The sequence below is a fragment of the Bacillus kexueae genome (genome assembly GCF_022809095.1).
GTDB classification, from domain to species: domain Bacteria; phylum Bacillota; class Bacilli; order Bacillales; family Aeribacillaceae; genus Bacillus_BZ; species Bacillus_BZ kexueae.
This window is the reverse complement of the sequence record NZ_JALAZE010000005.1, coordinates 124226-141311: the sequence shown is the minus strand read 5'-3', so window position 1 is coordinate 141311 and position 17086 is coordinate 124226. Positions and strand designations below refer to the sequence as shown.

The window sequence follows — 17086 nt, the reverse complement described above, 5'->3', positions numbered from 1 at the left end:
CTCATTTTAATTTGAATAATATTGATATGTATCTTCAAACTGATTCACGATTTTTAATAAGTCAATGACATTTAATTCGTATAGCTGCTTTCCGTTGTCAGCTTTGTAGATACCTTTTGTGATGATTTGTTCAATGAGTGAATCTTTGAAGCTTTGTTCCATTGTTATCACTCCTTCAAAAACAGTAGACGATTCACTATGTGAAAATGTTACCCAATTAACATTTCACTTCCATTACGTATTATTTACATTCATTTCACATCGTAACCGTATTGGTTTAGAAGAGGTTGTATGATACAATCTGTTAAGCATATTAAGATAAGGGAGAAGCGATTATGGCAAAGGTTTTACCACCCGTTCAAAAAAATGAATATTATGACGTCGTTTTTGAGGATTTGACGCATGATGGTGCTGGTGTGGCAAAGGTCGAAGGTTTTCCTGTTTTTGTCGCAAACGCGCTTCCTGGTGAACGAGCAAAAATAAAAGTCGTCAAAGTAAAGAAAGGGTATGGTTTCGGTCGTCTGATCGAGTTGTATGAACAGAGTGAACACCGCTTGGACGCTCCATGTCCTATTTATAAGCAGTGTGGAGGCTGTCAACTCCAACATTTGAGTTATAGCGGTCAGCTTCACCATAAGCATAAACATGTAAAAGAAGTTTTTGCACGTATAGGGAAAGTAGATATAAATCAAGTAACAGTACACCCAACACTTGGCATGGAAAACCCATGGGATTATCGCAATAAGGCGCAAGTTCCTGTAGGAGAACGTGAGGGGGGCTTAATCGCAGGTTTTTATCAACAGCGCTCCCATGAGATTATTGATATGGAACGTTGTTTAATCCAACATTCCATTAACGATGACGTTGTTCGAGGGGTAAAAGAAATATGCAAACAGCACGGAATTCGGGCATATGATGAACAGCGTCATAAAGGATGGTTACGCCATATAATGGTTCGCCACGGCTACGTAACGAAAGAAACGATGCTGGTGTTTATTACCCGTACTCACGATTTCCCGAACAAAAAAGTAATTTTGTCTGAAATCACTAAGAAATTCCCACATATTAAATCAATCGTTCAAAATGTTAATGACAAGCGAACAAATGTCATTTTTGGGAACGAAACAAAAGTGTTATGGGGATCTGAATACATTTATGATTACATTGGCAACATTCGGTTTGCGATATCGGCACGCTCCTTTTACCAAGTCAATCCAGAGCAGACGAAAGTTTTATACGAAAAGGCATTGGAGTACGCAAACTTAACAGGCGAGGAAACAGTCATTGATGCGTATTGTGGAATCGGTACGATTTCATTGTTCCTTGCTCAAAAAGCAAAGCATGTTTACGGAGTTGAAATTGTACCAGAAGCGATAGAGGATGCGAAACGTAATGCATCGTTAAATGGGATGACGAATGTTGAATTTGCCGTTGGTGAAGCAGAAGTGGTTATTCCAAAGTGGTACGAACAAGGCATTGAAGCCGATGTCATTGTCGTCGACCCACCACGCAAAGGCTGTGATGAGACGTTGCTTCACACGATTTTACAAATGAAGCCGAAAAAAGTCGTCTACGTTTCATGTAATCCCGCAACCTTAGCAAGGGATATTGCTATTTTAGAACAAGGTGGTTATCAAACGAAGGAAGTACAGCCTGTAGACATGTTCCCTCATACTATGCACTGCGAAGCGGTTGCAAGCCTTGAATTAATCAATCGTTAAAAAAATAGCCAAAAAGCAGATGAGAGAAAATGAGTATCTTTCATCTGCTTTTTTCAATGTTACAGAAAGTTTAAGTATAATAAAGTGTTAAAGTATTCTCTTTACAGTTTTTTTGGTGTCTAGCTCCAAGCGCCATCAGCTTGGGTCGCTTGGGCCCTGCTGTGGCGACGGAAGTCTCCTCGTAGGTCCTCCAGCGCCCTTCGCCTAAGGACTTGCGCTTTTTCTGTGAAAATAAAAATTACCTATGAGCTGAATGAGCGATCATGATAGGTAGATGATAGAAAGAAAAAACCCCGGGGAGAATAAATTTTCATGTCCGGGGTGTGAGTGTAAAATCATGTATGTTTCTTATATATGAATTTATAGGATTTGAACTCTAGCGCATAGCACCCTTCTCCGATGGGGGGCCGCTTTATGCATTTCCTATTTCGCTTATTTAATTTTCTCTAGCTTCATCCCGTTGATAAGATAAACGAGTGCTTCTGAGAAGGATTCAACAAAATTAGGGAATTCGTAATTATAAGCCGAAAGCTTTGTCGCTTCAATTTGAACAGGACTTGGATTACACAATGGGTACCGAGCGATGATATAGGAGAATGCCATATCCATTAACTTCGCTAGGTCTTGATCGTCAAACTCCGGTAGATTATGCTTTAATATTTTCAAGATTCGTCCGTTTACTACAGCTAAGTAGTTTTTGAACTCGATTAATGTTTCAAGCGTTGTGTTTTGCTCAAGCATGGTAAACAAAAGTGAGAACAGTTTAAGATATCTTGGATGGTTGTTTAAAATGTTAGCCCATTGATGTGCTAGCGTGTAGGTGTCTAATGGATCAGCTTGGACTAAAGAGCTTTCCATATCATCGATAACCCGATTGATCTCATCCATGATGATCAAAATGTAGATATCTTCTTTAGTTGAAATATATTTATATAAATTGGCCCGTGTAAAGTTAATTTCTTTCCCAACCTTGGACAATGTAATTTCGTGATAAGGCATTTCATCAAACAGTTTAAGGGCAGCCTCTTTAATTTGTTCTAGTCGAACCTTCTTATTCTCGTCATTTCTTGCACGCACAAAAGACATAATTTCCACCTCACTTTAACTGAATTATTATAACATACTCGCAGTTTAAGAAACAAATTGAAACTTAAAATTAGGAAGGGATCTAAATTTAAATGAGTGGTCTTTATTTTTTAGGTTGAAAAGTTACAAGTTGTTACTTATAATTACTTTGTAAGTGACACTGTGTAACTAACTCTGATGTGATAAGAATAATCTAAAGGTGATAAAAGGAGAAGATTGAGACATGAAAAAAACAGCACTTATTACTGGCGCTTCTAGTGGTATTGGGAAGGAATTGGCTCGAATTCATGCTAAAGAAGGAGGCAATCTTGTCTTAGTTGCGAGAAGGGAAGATAAGCTTTTAGAACTAAAAGAGGAACTCGAACAGAAATATCATGTTGATGTGAAAATCATTGTGAAAGACTTAACGGTATTAGAATCTGCAAAGGAAATTTATCAAGAAATAAAAGAAGCAGGGATTGAAATTGATTATTTAATCAATAACGCCGGATTTGGGGGACGAGGAAAATTTCACGAGCGTGCGTGGGAGCAGGATTTAGCAATGATACAACTAAATATATTAGCTTTAACGGCACTCACTCGCTTATTCTTACCGGATTTTGTGAAACGTAATGAAGGGAAAATCTTGAATGTCTCATCGACTGCCTCATTAATGCCTGGACCTTTACAAGCTGTTTATTATGCAACGAAGGCGTATGTTACGTCATTTAGTAATGCGATTGCCGAAGAATTACATGATACAAATGTAACGGTAACGGCTCTTTTACCTGGAGCAACGGAAACAGAATTTGCGAAAACATCGGGAATGGATAAAACGAGTTTATTTGAAAGGGCATTTGAGCCGAAGGATGTTGCAAGAGACGGATATAAAGCAATGATAGATGGACGGTTAAATGTGATCGCTGGGGTTACGTTTAGTCAACGAATGATTATGGGAATGGCCCCTGTTTTACCGAAGAAAATGATTTTGAAACAAGTCCGTCAAATGCAAGAGGTAAAGGAATAGTATAAATGGTATGGTCATATTCGGTCGATGAATAATATACTCAATGACTACACCCTGAATGAACTTCCAATAAAAGTGCCTGTCCTTATGTTAAGAGTAATCTGGGGGCAGGTGTTTTATGTACGCTTGGATTAATGATGTAGGGAGGGAGTGGGGAAAATGTATCGTTTTCATCGGTTGTTTATTCGAAAGCTGAAGTGGGAGGATCGGCATCTTCTAGTTAAATGGTTATCGACTCCGGAAGTTCTAAAGTTTTATGAAGGAAGAGATAGAATGTTTGATTTAGAAAAAGTCGAAAGCACCTTCTATCTTCAAAAAGGGCATGAAACGGGCTGTATCGTTGAATATGATAGTGTGCCAATAGGATACGTTCAATTTTATAAGTTAGATAGTAATTGTAAAGAGGATTATGGCTTAATTCATTCGAATGAAATTCTTTATGGCATGGATCAATTTATAGGGGAAGTAGACTATTGGAATAAAGGAATTGGGACGCAACTTGTAACAGCTATGATCGACTTTTTAACAACATTCGAAAAAGCAGAGAGAATTTTAATGGACCCCCAAATAACCAATTCAAGAGCCATTCATTGTTATGAAAAATGTGGTTTTCAAAAAGTGAAGCGATTACTAAAGCGTGAACTCCATGAAGGAGAATATCGAGATTGCTGGTTAATGGAATATACACATTAAAAAAGTGCCTGTCCCATTTTTATGAGCAGGCACTAAAACAGCACGTTATCTTCCCGAAACAGTAGTATAAGAGTGCGTTCTTAATTGAGTAGCCACGAGAACCCCACCAATATTTAGGGCAACAGCGACTAAAAAGGCTGTGGTAAATCCGAATGTCGTTGCAATAAATGGTCCGACAAAAGCAGCTACTCCGTACGCTTGATACATAAGACCATAGTTTAAACCGATATTTTTCGTCCCGTAAAATTCTGCTGTGATGGATGGGAAGATCGCTAAAAAACCACCGAAATTAAATCCAATAAGAGATACGAACAGTAAAAATAGCAGGTAACTCATAGGAATAAGGCTCATTCCTAACATAATAAGACTAGAGCAAATATACATGGCACTGAGTACAGGCTTTCTGCCAAACTTATCAGAGAGCGTCCCTAAAATGATCCGACCACCTGCATTAAAGATAGCAATGACCATGACAGCGGTCGCTGCTGATTCAATTGTTAAGTTCGCAATTTGTACACCGATATCAACAGCGAAGCTTATGACCATTAATCCAGACGTACATCCCATTAAAAACATGATCCAAAGTGCATAGAAAGAACGCTCACGTAGCATTTCCTTTGTGGTGAAATCTTTTTGAGAAGTAGTTGAATGGGATTCATCTCCTGTTGAATAAGCGGGAGGGTTTTTCAAAAATTGTGCTCCCCCTACGACAAGAACAATATATATAATGCCAAGATACAGAAACGTATTGGATACACCGAAGCTCTCCATTAGCGCTAAGATGATGGGTTTGAAAACTAAGCCACCAGCTCCAAATCCAGCAACGGCAATACCGCTAATAAATCCTTTCTTTTCAGGGAACCATTTCACGCATGTGGCAATGGGGCAAACATAAGCCATTCCAATTCCAGCTCCACCAATTAAACCGTAATATAAATACAATTCCGTTAATGTAGAAGCTTGACTAGATAAAAGAAGGCCTGTTCCAAGGAGGAAACCACCAATGGAGGCGACCCATCTTGGGCCAATTTTATCTTGAAGCTTTCCTGCAATCATGGTGAAGAAAGCGAAAGTCGCAATCGTAATGGAAAACGTAATCACAATATCGTCTATCGACCAACCGAATGTTTCCGCTAGTGGTTGATTAAATAAACTCCACGCATAAACGGCTCCAAGGCTCAGTTGAATACAAATAGATCCAAAAACGACCAACCAACGATTCACATAAATTCTCCTTTACTCGGTTTGAGGCTCGCTCAAACACTGCCGTATTTTTATCAAAAACAGGGTATATCACAAGGGGAGGGATGTCAAGTTATGCTTGGGGTGAAAAAGAAAGGAGGCGTCCTTATTATGAACGCCTCCGAGTTATTTATACCATGATTTTGCACATGTTGTTGGTGAATTCAACAGGGTCTTCAATTGGTAATCCTTCAATGAGAAGGGCTTGATTGTATAAAAGGTTTGTATAGAGCGCTAGCTTATCCTTGTCTTGTTCGTATGCTTGTTTTAAAGAGTGGAAAACGTCATGCTTCGGATTGATTTCAAGGATTTTGTCCGCTTTAACGTTTTGGTTATTTGGCATTGCGCTTAACACTTTTTCCATCTCAATGGAGATTTCTCCGTCTGTTGCTAGGCATACAGGGTGAGATTTCAAACGCTTGGAAAGTCTTACTTCTTTTACTTTGTCTGCTAAGATGTTTTTCATCTCATCAAATAGTGCTTTAAATTCGTTTTCTTCTGCTTCATTGTTCTTTTCGCTGTCTGCTTCGTCAAATCCTAAGTCGCTGCTTGAAACCGATTTAAATTCTTTTTCGTTATAAGACATGAGCATCTTAATTGCAAATTCATCGATGTCTTCCGTGAAGTATAAGATTTCATACCCTTTGTCTAATACAAGCTCTGTTTGTGGAAGTTTTTCAATACGATCAATCGATTCACCTGTCGCATAGTAAATATACTTTTGGTCTTCAGGCATTCTTTCCACATATTCATCTAGTGTCGTTAGCTTTTTGTCTTGAGATGAATAGAATAGAAGCAAGTCTTGTAATGCTTCTTTGTTCGCGCCGAAGTCACTATACACACCGTATTTTAACTGTCTGCCAAAGGACTCATAAAACTTTTCGTATTTTTCACGATCGTTTTTCAACAAGGTTTTTAATTCATTTTTAATCTTTTTGCTAATGTTTTTTGCGATTAGCTTAAGTTGACGGTCTTGCTGCAACATTTCACGTGAGATGTTTAACGATAAGTCTTCTGAATCGACTAGACCTTTTACAAAGCTGAAATGGTCAGGTAATAGGTCAGGGCATTTGTTCATAATTAAAACGCCGCTTGAGTAAAGCTCCAATCCTTTTTCAAATTCCTTTGTGTAATAATCAAAAGGCATCGCCTCAGGAATGTACAAAATTGCATTGTAGCGAACGGCACCGTCTACGCTCACGTGAATTGATTTTAATGGCTTATCAAATCCGTAGTGCTTTTCTGCGTAGAATTTTTCATAATCTTCATCTGTTAGCTCGTTTTTATTTTTACGCCAAATTGGCACCATGCTGTTAATGGTTTGTTCAACTTTTACTTCTTCGTGATCATTTTCGCTGTCTTCTTTCGGCTTGTGCTCTGTTACGTCCATTTTAATTGGGTAGCGAATGAAGTCCGAATATTTTTTAATGATGGATTTTAAGCGATATTCTTCTAAGTATTCTTCATAATTTTCTTCTTCTGTGTTTTCTTTCAGCTTTAACGTAATTTCAGTACCGACCGTTTCTTTATCACATGGTTCAATCGTGTAGCCGTCTGCACCAGAAGACTCCCATTTGTAAGCTTCTGTTTCGCCAAGTGCTTTGGAGATGACGGTTACGACATCTGCGACCATGAAGGCTGAATAAAAACCGACACCGAATTGGCCGATGATATCATAGCCATCTTTTAGCTCTGTTTCGTTTTTGAACGCAAGAGAGCCACTTTTAGCAATTGTGCCAAGATTATTTTCAAGCTCTTCTTTTGTCATCCCAATACCCGTATCGATAATGGTTAACGTACGGTTCTTTTTATTAGGTACAATCTTTATGTAGTAATCGTCTTTTTGGAATATAAGATTGTCATCTGTTAAAGCTTTGTAATAAATCTTATCAATAGCGTCACTTGCGTTTGAAATGAGTTCGCGCAAGAAAATTTCACGATTCGAATAAATGGAGTGAATCATTAAGTCTAATAATCTTTTAGACTCTGCTTTAAATTGTTTTTTTGTCATTTTATGAGCTCCTTTCGTAGTTACATTTTAGAAAAGAGATTAGCACTCTTAGTGATGGAGTGCTAATTTTTATTTACCATAATTTTAATTTTAAAGTCAATATGTGGGTCCTGCACCTTGTTTGTAGTTACAGAAAGTTTAAGTTCAATAAGGTGTTAAAGTGTTCTTTTTACAGTTTTTTTGGTGTTTAGCTCTAAGCGCCATCAGCTCGGGTCGCTTCGGCCCTACTGTGGCGACGGAAGCCTCCTCGCAGGTCCTCCAGCGCCCTTCGCCTAAGGACTTGCGCTTTGCGCTTTTCTTAAAACGGGTCTGGATACTTAACCTTTTTTAATTCAGACTCAGTTCCAGCTTTACAAGCGGCTTCATAATAATCCGCTTTAAAATTAATATGTTCGAGGTGATATTGAAGCTTGGCGATTTTGTTTTCGACGTTCTTTTTATGGTTCAGGACAATTTTTCTTCTCTCTTCTAACGTTTCGTCTCCATGTGCACAAAGAGCCACAAAGGTTTTGATTTCTCGTATGGGCATATCTGTATTTTTCAAGCATGTGACTATGGAGATCCATTCAAGGTCCTCATTTGTAAATACGCGCACGCCAGCGTCATTACGGTCAACAGCAGGAATTAGCCCTTCTTTCTCATAGTACCGTAATGTTGAAGAGGGTAGCCCTGTAATCTCTGAAACTTCTTTTATCGAATACGTCATGAAAAAATCCTCCGAAAGGTATTGTCTTAAAGTATACTTTAACAATTAAAGTGATTATATCAAGAGACTATTATTATCTCAATTTATGGTAAGGAGGAAATGAAAGATGAAACAAATTCAATTAGGAAATTCCGCGCTTGAAGCATCTGAAATTGTTTTAGGATGCATGCGAATTGATAACATGTCGGTAAAAGAACTGACGACGTACGTAGATCATGCGATTGAAGAAGGAATTACGCTATTTGATCATGCAGATATTTACGGGAAAGGAAAATGTGAAGAATTATTCGGGCAAATGCTTCAAGAAAGAAAAGGGATGCGTGAGAGCATTCAAATTCAAAGTAAATGTGGCATTCGCAAAGGATTCTATGATTTCTCGAAATCGCACATATTAAACTCTGTTGACGGCATTTTACAACGTTTGCAAACAGACTATCTAGATTTATTGATTTTACATAGACCGGATACACTGATGGAACCGGAAGAAGTAGCAGAAGCGTTTGATCTTCTACAAGCGAGTGGGAAAGTACGCAACTTTGGTGTAAGTAATTTTAACAGCATGCAAATCGAGTTATTAAAGAAATATGTAAAGCAACCGTTACTCGTAAACCAACTTCAATTTGGGATTATGCATGCTGAAATGGTAAGCAGCGGTATTCAAGCGAACACGCTATTTGATGGATCGGTAGACCGCGATGGCCACCTTCTTGAATATTCCCGCTTAAATGATATGACGATTCAAGCTTGGTCACCATTCCAATATGGTTTCTTCGAAGGAATTTTTATTGATAATGAACTATTTCCAGAGTTAAATCAAGTGCTAGCTCGTATAGCGGAAGAAAAAGGTGTAAGTAAATCAGCAATCGCTGTTGCTTGGGTTTTAAGACATCCAGCTAAAATGCAAACGATTGTCGGCACGACGAATTTGAATCGTTTAAAAGAAATATGTAAAGCGAGTAACGTACAATTAACCCGAGAAGAATGGTACGAAATTTACCGTGCAGCAGGGAATCGTTTACCGTAATAGTTCTAGACAGAAAAGGCTACATTCTGAAGTGTGGCCTTTTTTTGTTGTGCATAACGCCAGTTCTATGAATAATAATGATAGGCGAAACAAAATTGAAATCAAAATAGAATAACGTCATATAGAATTGATGAGGTGAAGATTTTGAAGAAAAAACCACTTACCCTACTAGCTATGTTCTTCATCGGAAATAGTGTCTTTGCTATTAGTCAAACGACACCAATGCCAGCGTTGCTTAGTCAGGGATTAGGGATATTTGGAATAGTACTTACGATTTGGAGTTTAGTCGTGTTCACGTGGAATTTTGTTTTTCAAAAGTTTTACCGTATATGAACAGGTCGTATGGAAAGCGGAGATATTGAATAAGTAGAGCCTTGAACTACTTATTGAAAAAGGAAGCCGATTAAGGCTTCCTTTTTCATTGTTACAGAAAGTTTAAGTTTAAAGTATTCTCTTTACAGTTTTTTTGGTGTCTAGCTCCAAGCTCCATCAGCTCGGGTCGCTTCGGTCCTGCTGTGGCGACGGAAGCCTCCTCGCAGGTCCTCCAGCGCCCTTCGCCTAAGGACTTGCGCTTTGCGCTTTCTTATATAAACCACACTTTTAATCCTTCTACCCGGATCATTACGTTCAATTCTCGACCGGCTCTAGTTCTTAATTGTGAAAGGTAGCTTCTTTTTGAATCGCAATGGCCTTCCATTCATTAAGGAGTGGATGGGGCTTTTCCATGAGTGTAAAAAAGCCATAGGCTAGTTCTTCCCAATCGAGTAACAATGTGTCATAGTTGTTGCAAAGAAAATCTTCAATGTAGTGAAAAGCAGACTCTTCGTAGTGGTGACAAAGGGCTTCGATAATGAGTGCTTTTGTTTCTTCATCATCTACTTCATTGTACATTGATTTTAACGTCTGAACTGATAACTCTGTTTTCGTGTTTTCTAGAACAGATATCGCGTAAATATTCGAATCAATGTGTCGGATGTACGGTGTGACGGCTTTAACGGCATCATCCGATTGGAAAGATACTAACGTATTCGTTAGTTCCTCTAAAAGGGTGTCTTCATCTCGAATCAATAAGTTAGCAAGAATCGGAATGTATCTTTTTATTTGAAGTAATCCGATTGCATGTACCATTAGAATACCAGCAAAAGAAAACCAATCGTTGTTTAATTCCTCGTTCATAACAATATCGATTTCTCCTTCTTCTATCCAACCGTTTTGGACGATTGTTTGTAAAAGGAGTTTTGCTTGCTCATATAGGTCATTGTTATATGGGCCTTCTTCATCAAGCTTATTTAAGATCAAACCGAATGTTCCCCATACCTTCTCTTCATCTCCGTGTAGCACGATGTCATAGATGTTCCACCATTCTTCAGAAATCGTTGAATTCAACTCATCTTTATGCTTCCAAATGATAGTGGGTGGAACGCGTGTCATTAAACGTGTGTAAAGAAATTCCCTATCTTTTGTAGATTGTTTTAGTCCTTTTTGTAAAAGGGAAAGACTTTGAGCGTTAAAGGTATGATTGTTTAAACCCATTAAAATAGAGAATTCTTTTTCTTTAACCTCAATGGCTTCTTGTAGTAATTCATTCGTCCATTCGACGGGTGTATTCGGATAATCCATTAAGGAATTAACAACAAACTGTTGTACAAATAAGTCCTTATGGCGTAAGTGCGGCTTTACTTTTGATAGAAATGTCACAAAATCGTCCTTTCTCTTATTTATTCGTTCCTTTATTCATTGTAAGGGTTTATATCCTATTTAACTAGCCTCTTGTCAAAAGGTAAAGTGTAGAATAAAATGAATATTAAGAAAATTTAAAAATGGAATGGTAATTCCGATATTCGGAACAACGAGGGGATACTATGAACAAAACGGTCGTTAAAACACTTCAAATACTTCAGCTATTCGAATCGAAAGAGCAATTGACATTGCAAGACATGGTACACATGAGCGGTCAGCCAAAAACGTCTGTTTTTCGTATGGTTCAATCTTTAGTAGAAATAGGGTTCTTAGCAAAAAAAGGAGAATATTATGAGCTTGGCTTGGCGCTTATGCAATTTGGTCAACTTGTTTCAGAGAGACTAGACATTCGTAAGATTGCCTACCCGTATATGCAGCAATTAAAAAACGAAACGAATGAAGCAGTTAATTTAGTTATTCAAGATGGAAATGAAGCAATTTACATTGAAAAGGTTGAAACCTCTGAACCGATTCGAGTTTACACAAGAATTGGTAGGAGAGCCCCTTTATATGCTGGAGCGTGTCCAAGAATATTATTAACTTTTATGGAACAGGAAGATCAATCGAAGTATTTCCAAACAGTTTCTCTCACTCCATTTGCCCCAAACACGATTCGAACTGCTGAAGAATTAGTAAAAGTGCTAGAAGTCGATCGAAAAAGAGGCTATAGCGTTAGTCATTCTGAATTAACAGATGGCTCATCGGCGGTGGCTGTACCGATTTTTGACTCTAAGGGAGACATTTTAGCTGGATTAAGTATTGTGGGACCTGAAAGTCGATTTACGGATGCTTATATTGAATCATTGCGAATGCATTTAATGAACGCGGCGAAAGAAATAGCACGGGATCTTGGAAGAAGGGGGTAGAGGAATGAACTTTAAGCTCGTCCCTTTGAGTGAAAGTAGTCTAACAATTAAGTTGGGCGATCAAGTGGATGAACAGGTTCACAATCGCGTAAGGACGGTAACAACGTATTTAAGTGAAAATCCTTTGAAAGGCATCGTGGAAATTGTTCCAGCTTTTACGAGTGTAACGATATACTTTGACCCAATGAGCTTTTATCATGAAAAATCTCTTCCTTACGAGAACGTTTGTGAACAATTGATTCAAATGCTACAAAGCATTACGACAAGTGAAATCAAAGATGGAAAAGAAATCGTCATTCCGGTTTGTTATGGAGAAGAGTTTGGACCAGACATTGAAGATGTGGCGAGGCATAACAAACTAACAGTTGAGGATGTGATAAGCATTCATACAAGTGGGATTTATCGAGTGTATATGCTCGGGTTTGCACCGGGCTTCGCGTACTTAGGAGGAATGTCAGAGCAAATAGCGACACCTCGAAAACAATCTCCTCGCTTAAAAATCCCTGCTCGATCTGTAGGAATTGCAGGTGTTCAAACCGGTATTTATCCAATCGAAAGTCCAGGAGGATGGCAATTAATCGGGAAGACCCCTATAGAACTATTTCGACCGAAACATTCCCAACCGAGCCTACTTCAAATGGGAGATAAAGTTCGTTTTCGTGCGATTACAAAGGAAGAGTTTAATCAGATAGAGGAGGAGCATCATGGGTATACGTGTTCTTCGTAGTGGTTTGCTGACAACGTTTCAAGACTTAGGTCGAATTGGCTTTCAACGAGATGGGGTAATTGTCAGTGGTGCCATGGACTCTTTTGCTCATCGAATTGCCAACATTTTAGTGGGGAATGAAGAAACGGAAGCGACAATGGAAATCACGATGCTTGGTCCTATTTTACGTTTTGAGGAAGATGCATACATTGCGATTTGCGGTGGGGAATTTGAAGTGACACTTGATGAACAAACTGTTCCTTTATGGCAACCCTTTCATGTGAAAAAAGGGCAAACCCTTTCCATTAATCGGTGTATCAAAGGATGTCGGGCGTACATAGCAGTCGCTGGTGGATTTGATATTCCAAAAATCATGAATAGCCAATCCACTTATTTGTTAGCGAAGGTTGGTGGGTTTAAAGGGAGAGCGCTTCAAAAAGAGGATGTTATTCCTTTGAAGAGATTAGGAGGAGAAAAGTTACGTGAAGGGAGATGGGGAGTATCCTATAAACTGCAAAGTTATTTTGGTGACAAAGAGCAGACGATTCGGGTCATACGGGGAGAAAATTTCAAAGATTTTACTACACAAAGTCAAAGACAATTTTTTCAACAGTCATATACCATAACAACTCAGTCCAATCGAATGGGCTACAGGCTTGATGGAGACCTACTTAAACGAAGTGTGGATGAGGATGTCATCTCAAGTGCGGTTACATTTGGTACCATTCAAGTCCCTCCCGAAGGAAAGCCTATTATTTTAATGGCTGATCGCCAGACGACAGGAGGCTATCCGAAGATTGGGCAGGTTATCGCGGTTGATTTACCCAAGCTAGCACAACTAAAACCGGGTGACCGCATCACCTTCCAAAACTTTTCCTTCACTGATGCACAAAGGTGTTTGATTGAGTTGGAGAAAGAAATCCAATTATTAAAAAAACAAATTACGTATCTCTCGGGGGTGTAAGCAATGTACAAAGTCGATTTGAATTGCGATTTGGGAGAAAGTTTCGGAGTTTACAAAATAGGAAATGATAAAGAAATTTTAGATTATGTGACATCCGCTAATATTGCTTGCGGATTTCATGCTGGTGACCCATCAACGATGCGTAAAACGGTAAAGTTAGCTCTTGAGAAGGGAGTGAGTATTGGTGCGCACCCGGGACTCCCTGACATGCAAGGGTTTGGTAGACGGCAAATGTCCATTACGCCAGAGGAAGCATATGACATGGTACTATACCAAGTTGGTGCACTTTCAGCTTTCGTAAAAGCAGAAGGGGGAGTATTACAACATGTTAAGCCACATGGCGCACTCTACAATATGGCAGCAAAAGATGAAAATCTAGCAGATGCCATTGCGAAGGCTGTTTATGACATCAATGATCATCTAGTGTTATTTGGACTGGCTGGAAGTGAATTAATTCAAGCGGGAGAACGAATCGGCTTACAAACAGCGAGTGAAGTATTTGCTGATCGTACCTATCAAAACGATGGATCATTAACATCTAGAAGAGAAAAAAATGCGCTCATTACGAATGATGACACGGCGTTACATCAAGTGATACGCATGGTTACAGAAGGTCGGGTACGCACCGTTCAGGAGACGGATCTCGAAATTAAAGCTGAAACAATTTGTATACACGGGGATGGGGAACATGCTCTTTCTTTTGCGAAAAAAATTCGAAAAGGACTGAAAGAGGCAGATGTTCAAGTCGCGTCGATAAAGGGGGAGTAAAATGAGTGCAGAAAGAAAAGTGGAAAGTAACACGAGTACAATAACGGTGAAGTCCTCGAAATTGAGTTTGTTTTTAGGAGCCATCTTTTTAATGGCCACTTCAGCGGTAGGTCCTGGTTTTCTTACACAAACGACTGTTTTTACACAACAATTAGCAGCAAGCTTTGGTTTTGTCATCCTCATTTCGATTCTACTAGATATAGGTGCGCAAATGAACATATGGCGAATTATTACGGTATCTGAACGTCGTGCACAAGATATTGCTAATTTAGTTTTCCCAGGGTTAGGATTTTTGTTAGCGGGGTTAATCATTTTAGGTGGACTTGCTTTTAATATTGGAAATATCGCAGGAGCAGGTCTAGGGATGAATGTACTGTTTGGAATATCCCCAGAGATTGGAGCATTAATAAGTGCCATCGTAGCCATTGTCATATTCCTTGTAAGAGAAGCAATGAAAGCGATGGATCGATTCACTCAAATTTTAGGGATTCTAATGATTGGATTAACGATGTATGTCTTATTCACCGCGAAGCCGCCAATTGGTGAAGCCGCTGTTAAGACATTTGTTCCAGATTCGATAGATATGCTCGCGATTGTAACACTTGTGGGCGGAACTGTTGGAGGATATATTACTTTTGCGGGTGGTCATCGTCTACTAGATGCAGGTATTAAAGGGAAAGAAGCTATAAAGGATGTTACGAAAAGTTCTATTACAGCCATCGGTGTTGCTTCATTCATGAGGATTGTTCTTTTTCTTGCAGCACTAGGTGTTGTTGCAAAAGGATTAACATTGGATCCTTCTAATCCTCCGGCATCTGTGTTTCAACTAGCCGCAGGTGACATGGGATATAAGCTATTTGGAATCGTAATGTGGGCTGCGGCCATTACATCTGTGATTGGGGCAGCTTATACATCCGTCTCGTTTATTCGTACTTTTCATCCGAAACTTGAAACGTTTCATCGTTGGATTATAATTGGCTTTATCATCATCTCCACAGGGGTGTTTGTTTCGATAGGGAAACCAGTTAAAATACTTATTCTAGTTGGTGCATTGAACGGACTCATTTTGCCAATTGCGCTTGGTGTCATGCTAGTTGCCGCATACAAGCGGAAAATTGTTGGTGATTATAAGCACCCGATTTGGATGACGATATTTGGAGTTTTAGTTGTTGCTTCCATGTCTTACATGGGAATTTATACTTTAGTGAATCAACTACCCAAGCTGTTTACCTAGTGACTTTCGTTGAAACTTCCCCTTAGTTTAAGAGACTAAGGGATTCTTTTTTGTTGTTACAGAAAGTTTAAGTTCAATAAAGTGTTAAAGTATTCTCTTTACAGTTTTTTTGGTGTCTAGCTCCAAGCGCCATCAACTCGGGTCACTTCGGCCCTGCTGTGGCGACGGAAGCCTCCTCGCAGGTTTTTGCGCTTTTCTTAATTGGTTACAAAATGGAATATATGTGGTAAAATGTATGTGAAGTATTTCACAAACAAACGTTTTATTATTTAAAAAGTGGGTGATTCTATGCCAAAGGTAGTCATAGCTGGTGGAACAGGATTTATTGGACAATATTTTGAACGGAAATTTACTGACATGGGATATGACGTAGCCATCATCTCTCGAAACTCTCCGTACATAAAGTGGGAGAACAAAGATGAAATTATACAAGCGCTCGAGAATGCAGAGATGCTAATTAATCTAGCTGGGAAGTCTGTAAACTGTCGGTATAATCAAGAGAATCGTGAAGAAATATTAAATTCTAGAGTGAAGACGACAAAAATACTTGGAGAAGCGATTAATGCTTGTCAAAACCCTCCACGTTTATGGATTAACTCCAGTACTGCAACCATTTATCGGCATGCAGAAGATCGACCGATGACAGAAGAGAACGGTGAAATTGGAACGGGATTTTCTGTCAATGTGGCGAAAGAATGGGAGCACGCATTTTTTTCATTTGAATGTCCAAAAACGAGACAAATTGCTTTGAGAATTTCTATTGTGTTAGGAGATGATGGGGGTGTTATAACCCCCTATAAAAATCTTGTGAAATTTGGACTTGGCGGTGTTCAAGGCTCCGGTAATCAAATGTTTAGCTGGATTCACATAGAGGACTTATTTAACATCATCCTGTTTTTAAATAAGAGGGAAGATTTAAACGGAGTATTTAATTGTGCATCACCGAATCCGATTACAAACCGAGAATTCATGACAAGCTTGCGCAAAAAAATGAACAAAACCATTGGACTTCCATCACCAAGCTGGCTGTTAGAGCTAGGCGCAATTTTTATTAGAACGGAAACGGAATTAGTATTAAAAAGTCGATGGGTCATTCCTGAAAGATTGGAAATGTCTGGATTCCAATTTACTTATCCGACTATCGATAAAGCACTGACTGACATTTTAAAAAAGTAGATTAACATAATCACCCTTGTTTTTCATAATTGATGAGACGGATGAGTTTTGACACTTATCCGTCTTATCATGTAGTCGATATACTTCTGTCTCCCGATAAAAGCAACATGATCTACAAATATTCATCATCTCCCTCCAAATCG

16 protein-coding genes are annotated in these 17086 nt (G+C 38.9%); 10 read left to right on the top strand and 6 right to left on the bottom strand.

The features are described 5' to 3' along the window. Nucleotides 1–6 precede the first annotated feature (6 nt). On the bottom strand, nt 7–162 hold the full coding sequence (fbpA, locus tag ML543_RS10875; RefSeq protein ID WP_243387385.1) for a Fur-regulated basic protein FbpA: 156 nt from the start codon (nt 160–162) through the stop codon (nt 7–9). 173 nt (nt 163–335) lie between these two features. Here fbpA and rlmD point away from each other — a divergent pair, with 173 nt between their 5' ends. After that, nucleotides 336–1721 (top strand): 23S rRNA (uracil(1939)-C(5))-methyltransferase RlmD, encoded by a 1386-nt coding sequence (gene rlmD / locus ML543_RS10870; protein ID WP_243387384.1) that lies wholly within the window; start codon nt 336–338, stop codon nt 1719–1721. Between the two features lie 432 nt (nt 1722–2153). On the opposite strand, the gene ML543_RS10865 is transcribed toward rlmD, so the two are convergent. Next, complete coding sequence (locus tag ML543_RS10865; RefSeq protein ID WP_243387383.1) at nt 2154–2807, bottom strand: TetR/AcrR family transcriptional regulator; 654 nt, start codon at nt 2805–2807, stop codon at nt 2154–2156. A 223-nt stretch (nt 2808–3030) separates the two neighbouring features. Here ML543_RS10865 and ML543_RS10860 point away from each other — a divergent pair, with 223 nt between their 5' ends. Together ML543_RS10860 and ML543_RS10855 are read left to right on the top strand one after the other, a co-directional pair. After that, a complete protein-coding gene (locus tag ML543_RS10860) occupies nt 3031–3813 on the top strand; it encodes an SDR family NAD(P)-dependent oxidoreductase (protein WP_243387382.1) in 783 nt (260 codons plus the stop codon). Between the two features lie 159 nt (nt 3814–3972). Then, nucleotides 3973–4506, top strand: a complete 534-nt coding sequence (locus ML543_RS10855) for a GNAT family N-acetyltransferase (protein ID WP_243387381.1) — start codon at nt 3973–3975, stop codon at nt 4504–4506. 45 nt (nt 4507–4551) lie between these two features. Here the strand turns inward: ML543_RS10855 and ML543_RS10850 are convergent, their stop codons facing one another. From ML543_RS10850 to ML543_RS10840, 3 genes are all read right to left on the bottom strand, one after another. Further along, a complete protein-coding gene (locus ML543_RS10850) occupies nt 4552–5730 on the bottom strand; it encodes an L-lactate MFS transporter (protein WP_243387380.1) in 1179 nt (392 codons plus the stop codon). Nucleotides 5731–5878: 148 nt separating this feature from the next. After that, the gene (gene htpG, locus ML543_RS10845) at nt 5879–7759 is read right to left on the bottom strand and encodes a molecular chaperone HtpG (RefSeq protein WP_243387379.1); all 1881 of its coding nucleotides are present in this window, start codon (nt 7757–7759) and stop codon (nt 5879–5881) included. A gap of 298 nt (nt 7760–8057) precedes the next feature. After that, nucleotides 8058–8465 carry a MerR family transcriptional regulator gene (locus ML543_RS10840; RefSeq protein ID WP_243387378.1) on the bottom strand — a complete coding sequence of 136 codons (408 nt, stop codon included), beginning with the start codon at nt 8463–8465 and terminating at the stop codon, nt 8058–8060. A 106-nt stretch (nt 8466–8571) separates the two neighbouring features. Here ML543_RS10840 and ML543_RS10835 point away from each other — a divergent pair, with 106 nt between their 5' ends. Then, nucleotides 8572–9489, top strand: coding sequence for an aldo/keto reductase (locus tag ML543_RS10835; RefSeq protein WP_243387377.1), 918 nt, complete (start codon nt 8572–8574; stop codon nt 9487–9489). 651 nt (nt 9490–10140) lie between these two features. On the opposite strand, the gene ML543_RS10830 is transcribed toward ML543_RS10835, so the two are convergent. Further along, nucleotides 10141–11187 (bottom strand): HEAT repeat domain-containing protein, encoded by a 1047-nt coding sequence (locus ML543_RS10830; RefSeq protein WP_243387376.1) that lies wholly within the window; start codon nt 11185–11187, stop codon nt 10141–10143. A gap of 164 nt (nt 11188–11351) precedes the next feature. Here ML543_RS10830 and ML543_RS10825 point away from each other — a divergent pair, with 164 nt between their 5' ends. The 6 genes from ML543_RS10825 to ML543_RS10800 all read left to right on the top strand — a co-directional run bounded on the left by ML543_RS10825 (nt 11352) and on the right by ML543_RS10800 (nt 16943). Then, the gene (locus ML543_RS10825) at nt 11352–12095 is read left to right on the top strand and encodes an IclR family transcriptional regulator (protein WP_243387375.1); all 744 of its coding nucleotides are present in this window, start codon (nt 11352–11354) and stop codon (nt 12093–12095) included. A gap of 4 nt (nt 12096–12099) precedes the next feature. Further along, nucleotides 12100–12822 carry a 5-oxoprolinase subunit PxpB gene (gene pxpB / locus ML543_RS10820; protein WP_243387374.1) on the top strand — a complete coding sequence of 241 codons (723 nt, stop codon included), beginning with the start codon at nt 12100–12102 and terminating at the stop codon, nt 12820–12822. Beyond that, on the top strand, nt 12800–13765 hold the full coding sequence (locus ML543_RS10815) for a 5-oxoprolinase subunit C family protein (protein ID WP_243387373.1): 966 nt from the start codon (nt 12800–12802) through the stop codon (nt 13763–13765). Before pxpB ends, ML543_RS10815 begins: the two co-directional genes overlap by 23 nt. Nucleotides 13766–13768: 3 nt before the next feature. Next, nucleotides 13769–14533: a 5-oxoprolinase subunit PxpA gene (pxpA, locus tag ML543_RS10810; RefSeq protein ID WP_243387372.1), complete on the top strand. Its 765-nt coding sequence runs from the start codon at nt 13769–13771 to the stop codon at nt 14531–14533. A 91-nt stretch (nt 14534–14624) separates the two neighbouring features. Beyond that, complete coding sequence (locus tag ML543_RS10805; protein ID WP_243387426.1) at nt 14625–15767, top strand: NRAMP family divalent metal transporter; 1143 nt, start codon at nt 14625–14627, stop codon at nt 15765–15767. 288 nt (nt 15768–16055) lie between these two features. Next, nucleotides 16056–16943 carry a TIGR01777 family oxidoreductase gene (locus ML543_RS10800; protein ID WP_243387371.1) on the top strand — a complete coding sequence of 296 codons (888 nt, stop codon included), beginning with the start codon at nt 16056–16058 and terminating at the stop codon, nt 16941–16943. Nucleotides 16944–17086 lie beyond the last annotated feature (143 nt).

Coding starts and splice junctions, on each gene's coding strand:
- fbpA (WP_243387385.1), bottom strand. CDS start 162: ATGGAACAAAGCTTCAAAGATTCACTCATTGAACAAATCATCACAAAA.
- rlmD (WP_243387384.1), top strand. CDS start 336: ATGGCAAAGGTTTTACCACCCGTTCAAAAAAATGAATATTATGACGTC.
- ML543_RS10865 (WP_243387383.1), bottom strand. CDS start 2,807: ATGTCTTTTGTGCGTGCAAGAAATGACGAGAATAAGAAGGTTCGACTA.
- ML543_RS10860 (WP_243387382.1), top strand. CDS start 3,031: ATGAAAAAAACAGCACTTATTACTGGCGCTTCTAGTGGTATTGGGAAG.
- ML543_RS10855 (WP_243387381.1), top strand. CDS start 3,973: ATGTATCGTTTTCATCGGTTGTTTATTCGAAAGCTGAAGTGGGAGGAT.
- htpG (WP_243387379.1), bottom strand. CDS start 7,759: ATGACAAAAAAACAATTTAAAGCAGAGTCTAAAAGATTATTAGACTTA.
- ML543_RS10840 (WP_243387378.1), bottom strand. CDS start 8,465: ATGACGTATTCGATAAAAGAAGTTTCAGAGATTACAGGGCTACCCTCT.
- ML543_RS10835 (WP_243387377.1), top strand. CDS start 8,572: ATGAAACAAATTCAATTAGGAAATTCCGCGCTTGAAGCATCTGAAATT.
- ML543_RS10825 (WP_243387375.1), top strand. CDS start 11,352: ATGAACAAAACGGTCGTTAAAACACTTCAAATACTTCAGCTATTCGAA.
- pxpB (WP_243387374.1), top strand. CDS start 12,100: ATGAACTTTAAGCTCGTCCCTTTGAGTGAAAGTAGTCTAACAATTAAG.
- ML543_RS10815 (WP_243387373.1), top strand. CDS start 12,800: ATGGGTATACGTGTTCTTCGTAGTGGTTTGCTGACAACGTTTCAAGAC.
- pxpA (WP_243387372.1), top strand. CDS start 13,769: ATGTACAAAGTCGATTTGAATTGCGATTTGGGAGAAAGTTTCGGAGTT.
- ML543_RS10805 (WP_243387426.1), top strand. CDS start 14,625: ATGGCCACTTCAGCGGTAGGTCCTGGTTTTCTTACACAAACGACTGTT.
- ML543_RS10800 (WP_243387371.1), top strand. CDS start 16,056: ATGCCAAAGGTAGTCATAGCTGGTGGAACAGGATTTATTGGACAATAT.